The sequence below is a fragment of the Luteibacter sp. P4_D7_3 genome, assembly GCF_056401735.1.
In genome coordinates, this window is sequence record NZ_JBFUIT010000302.1 from 1 (window position 1) to 4,741 (window position 4,741).

General features: G+C 60.7%; 4 protein-coding genes. All 4 read right to left on the reverse strand.

Annotated features, from left to right (window positions below; genetic code table 11):
- Positions 1–682: hypothetical protein (locus AC1DSN_RS18520; protein ID WP_477332131.1), on the reverse strand; the 682-nt coding region annotated here is incomplete at its 3' end.
- A 26-nt stretch (positions 683–708) separates the two neighbouring features.
- A complete protein-coding gene (locus AC1DSN_RS18525) occupies positions 709–1,008 on the reverse strand; it encodes a hypothetical protein (protein ID WP_477299247.1) in 300 nt (99 codons plus the stop codon).
- A gap of 217 nt (positions 1,009–1,225) precedes the next feature.
- Positions 1,226–2,647: an HlyD family type I secretion periplasmic adaptor subunit gene (locus tag AC1DSN_RS18530; protein ID WP_477332133.1), complete on the reverse strand. Its 1,422-nt coding sequence runs from the start codon at positions 2,645–2,647 to the stop codon at positions 1,226–1,228.
- A 3-nt stretch (positions 2,648–2,650) separates the two neighbouring features.
- A partial coding sequence (locus tag AC1DSN_RS18535) for a type I secretion system permease/ATPase (RefSeq protein WP_477332135.1) occupies positions 2,651–4,741 on the reverse strand: 2,091 nt, incomplete at its 5' end.

Genomic DNA, 4,741 nt, shown 5'->3' on the forward strand with positions numbered 1-4,741 from the left:
AGTCATTGATGCCCTTTTTGACTATATCGCCGGCGACCCATAGGGTCGCGCCTGCGATTCCCAAGGCCAGCGCTGTGAACATCACGCTGCCACCGAGACCGACAATGAGCGCTACAGCCGGGCCAGTAAGCAGTTCACCCAGGGCAAATGCGCCGGCTACGCCGGCCATGGCCGTAGCGTCGCCCTTCATCCAGTCCTTGGCGAACTCCCAGCCTTGAAACGCCTTATCCAGATAGCCGGGCAGTTTGAAGGCCTTAGATAACGCGGGCCCGGCACCCTTGCCGATTTGCGACGACAGCACCGCTTCATCGTCGTAGATCGACGCGGAGGATACGAAATTCTCGAAGTATTCGAGCGCCTTGTCTTCCGTTTCAACTGCCGACTGCGCGACGAGCCGTTTCGCATCGAAGCCTTGAGCCCAGGCATCGCAGATTTTCGCCCACTCTAAGTCTCCGGTTCCATTAAACCTATCGGAAAACATGTGAGCGAGCTCCGCACATTCGCCGTAAAGCGAAGCCTGAGCAGCTGCAAACTCCTGTGGCGTTAGCGTATCTGCCTTGGCCTTTGCCTGAATTTCTGCGAATGAGCGGTTGAAATATTCGACCAGTGCCGTAGATAGCTCGGCAATCTGAAATCCCACGCGGCTGCTTCCGAACGCGAAATCCGACGGAGTGGTGCTCATTATCAAGTCCTTTGAGAATAGGAGAGTTAGCCCTTCTTGAGAGCTTTCCAGAAACACCCAGCAGAAATTGCAGTAAAAAGTGCCATCGCACCAACCGAACCGACAAATGCGGTCCAATAGAGAAACGGATGCGCTGAGCGATCGAGAACGGAAGTGCCGGCCCGGCTTTGTATTGCGGTGACACCATGGTCGAGGGCGTATAGCATTCCCCCGACGCCGCCATAGATCCAGGCAGCGAGCGCTACGCCGAAGAGCGCCCAAGAAATGCGTGCGGCCATGTTCCGCGCGCCGCCGGTCGCAGCCTTGTTAAAGATGGCCACGAGCATGCCACCGCATCCGGACACCGCAATGAATAACCCAAGTTTTGTCATAGACGTTGACGCCAGTTCAGAAAATTTCCCAAAACACCCGGCCACCTTCAACGGAATCGCGTAACCCTTCGGGTTTCTGGATTCCCACGTTATCGACCTGCAAGTTGCTCGGCCCCTGAAGCCTGGATAATTGCATCTTGCATTCTCCGACACGTCTAGAGTCAAGTTGACGTTAACGTTCCTGCATCGCCTCATGCGCTGCCTGTTCGAGCGGTGACAGCAGGTAATCAATGACCCTACGCTTATCGGTTTTTATCTCAACCGAAAGCGACATGCCGGGCGACAGGTGAACCGGGACGCCGTCGACCATCAGCGTGCTGGTCGGGAGGATGACATGGGCGAGGTAGATCAATCCGAGCTTCTCGTCCTGGATCGCGTCATGCGACACACTCCTGACGCGTCCTTGAAGATGGCCGTAGCGGGTATAGGGAAACGTATCCACCTTGACTGCTGCAGCCTGCCCTTCCCGAACGAAGCCGATGTCCCGGTTGAGTACCGTGACCTCGACCTCGAGCGACTCGTCGTCCGGTACGACCGATAGGAGTGGCTGCGCAGGCGTCACCACACCACCAACCGTATGGACCGCGAGTTGCTGAACGGTGCCGTCCACTGGCGAGCGCAGGGCCATCTGGGCGTTATGCTGCGCCGTCTTTGCAACCTCGGGCCCGTATTGAGCCATCTGTTCTTGTGCCTGGCGCAGTTCGTCGAGTGTTTGCCGGCGGAGGTCCTTGGTCGACAGGGCCAGTTCCTCCCGCGCGCCAACGATGGCTGAGCGTAGTTCTTGCGCACGGCTTCGTTGGCCGGCTAGGTCCCGCTCTGCATTGATGCGCTCTTGCTTGCGGACGAGGTATTCCTGGCGCGGCACATATTTCTTGTCGAGCAACGCCTCATAGTCGGCCACACGCGTTTGCGAGATGGCGAGGAACTCCTCGAGTGGGCCAATCGCCGACTCGACCGTGCGGAGCTCGGCGGCCTTTTGCTCGACCATCGCCTCGAGGCCCTGCTTTCGCGCCCGGAAGGCCGCCCACTGACTGGACGCGAGGTCTCGCATTGCTTCGAAGCGGCCCGCTGGATACGTTCCATCATTGCCCAGCGCAGGGAGCCTACCGCTATCAATGGCACTTGCCATTGCGCTGCTGCGAGCCGCATTCAGGCGAGCGCTGAGGAAGGCGTCCCGGGCCTTGTCGACGTCCGCGGTCGTCGCCGTCCCGTCGAGTTCGACAAGGAGCTCGCCTTGTCTGACGTGTTGGCCATCGTCGACCAAGATACGCCGGACCACCGCTGTCTCAGGCGGCTGGACCACACGCGTGCGCCCTGTCGTGACTGTCTTGCCAGCCCCGACGGCGACGACGTCGAGTTTTCCGAGACAGGCCCATGCGAGAGCCACGACGAAGAGCGCCATGATGATTCTCATGCTCCACCGTGGGGCCGGGGAGAGAGGCGCGTCCGTCAATTCAAGGTGGGCCGGCAGGAACGCCAATTCATCGGTGGTCCTTTGCGCTGGCACCATGGCGTGGCGGTCGGCCCAAGCGGCCTTGGAGATATCGCAGTACCGGACGAACACCGCAACGATTGCATCGATTCTGGCACCCATGGGTCAGCCCTGCTGGAGTCGATGGAGCTGACGGAAATGGCCGTCGTCGATCGCAAGCAGCTCAGCGGGTGCGCCGGACTCGACGATACGGCCCTTATCAACCACGACAATGCGGTTCGCCTGGCGAACGGTCGAGAGACGATGGGCAATGATGATCACGGTACGGTCGCGGCAAATGGCGCGCATGTTGTCCATGACGGCCCTTTCGGACTCGTAGTCCAAGGCGCTGGTCGCCTCGTCGAAGATGAGGATGCGGGGGTCAAGGACCAGGGCCCGCGCAATGGCCACGCGCTGACGCTGACCGCCAGACAGGCTGGCACCGTGCTCGCCGACGATAGTGTCGTAGCCTTGGGGAAGGTCGACGATGAAGTCGTGAGCGCCGGCGAGCTTTGCGGCCTCAATGACCCGTTCCATGGCCATGCCCGGGTCGCCAAGGGCGATGTTTTCGCGAACAGTGCGGTTGAAGAGGAAGTTCTCCTGGAGAACGACGCCGAGCTGACGGCGAAGCCAGGCGGGGTCGACCAGTGCGAGGTCGTGCCCATCGACCAGCACGCGGCCGCGCTCAGGAACATACAGGCGCTGGACGAGCTTGGTCAGGGTGCTCTTGCCCGATCCAGAGCGCCCGACAATGCCGATGACCTCGCCGGGCTGCACGTCAAGATCGATATCGGAAAGGACCTCTGGGGTATCGGGCCGGTAGCGAARGCCGATCTTCTCGAACGTGACCCTGCCCTTGATGGGCGGCAGGGCCATGCCGCTGTTTTCGCCCGGCTCGGCGCGGGTGTTGAAGATGTCGCCGAGGCGCTCGACGGAAATGCCAACCTGTTGGAAGTCCTGCCATAGCTGCGCGAGGCGCAGGATCGGGGTAGATACCTGGCCCGCTAGCATGTTGAACGCAACGAGTTGCCCGACGGTCAGGGAACCATCAATCACCAACTTGGCGCCCCAGTAGAGAATCGCAACACCGACCAACTTTTGCAGGAGCTGAACGCCCTGCTGGCCGACATTGGCAAGACGCGTGACCCGGAAACCGGCCGTCACGTAGGCGGCCAGCTGGTTGTCCCACAGCCTGGTCATGCGCGGGGAGACTGCCATGGCTTTGACGGTGCCGATGCCAGATATGGCCTCGACCAGGAAAGACTGGTTGTCGGCACCCCTGGTGAACTTCTCATTGAGCCGTCGACGCAGCACCGGGGTGATGGCGGCCGACCATGCGGCGTAGAGCGGCAACGACACCACGACCACCAGGGTCAGCCAGCCGCTGTAGGCAAACATCACAGCGAGGAAGACGAACGTGAAAAGGAGGTCGAGGACCGAGGTCAGTGTCTGCCCGGTCAGAAAGTTGCGGATGTTCTCAAGCTCCCGGACCCTGGCGATGGTGTCGCCGACTCGGCGCGACTCGAAATAGGCAAGGGGCAACGAGAGGACATGACGGAAGAGCTTTGCACCCAATTCAACGTCAATCCGGCTTGTTGTGTGTGCGAAAACGAACGTGCGCAAGCCAGAGAGGACCACGTTGAACAAGGTGATGGCCACCAGCCCCACGGTTATGACGTTGAGCGTGGTCATGGCGTGGTGGACAAGAACCTTGTCCATCACCACTTGGAAGAACAATGGCGTGACCAGTGCGAAGAGTTGCAGGAACAGGGAGACGCACAGTACTTCGAGCAGCAGCTTTCGGTACTTGACGACGGCCGGGATGAACCATGTGAAATCAAAACGGGCCAGACCGGCGACGAGGGATGCTCTCGACGTCACGGCGAGGATCCGGCCCTCGTAACGGGCGGCAAATGCCTCTGCGGTCCACAGAACGGGTCGGCCAAGCTCAAGGTCATGGACTAGATATTGGCTGCCTTGCACCCTCGCAACGAGGAAAGCGGCGCCGTCAGACCGGAGGGCAAGCGCGGGAAGGGAAAGCTGACCTATCCGCGCTATCGGCTGGTCGACGATCCGCGCCTTCAGACCGAGCTTGCGTGCAGCGAGCAGGAGGCTGGCGTCATCGAGCCTGTCGCTGCCGAGCCCTGCGTCGTGGTGGATTTGTTCGGCACTCGCCGCAATGCCGTGAAACTGGGCAAGGAGGACCAGTCCCCGAAT

Coding starts and splice junctions, on each gene's coding strand:
- AC1DSN_RS18525 (WP_477299247.1), bottom strand. CDS start 1,008: ATGCTCGTGGCCATCTTTAACAAGGCTGCGACCGGCGGCGCGCGGAAC.
- AC1DSN_RS18530 (WP_477332133.1), bottom strand. CDS start 2,647: ATGGGTGCCAGAATCGATGCAATCGTTGCGGTGTTCGTCCGGTACTGC.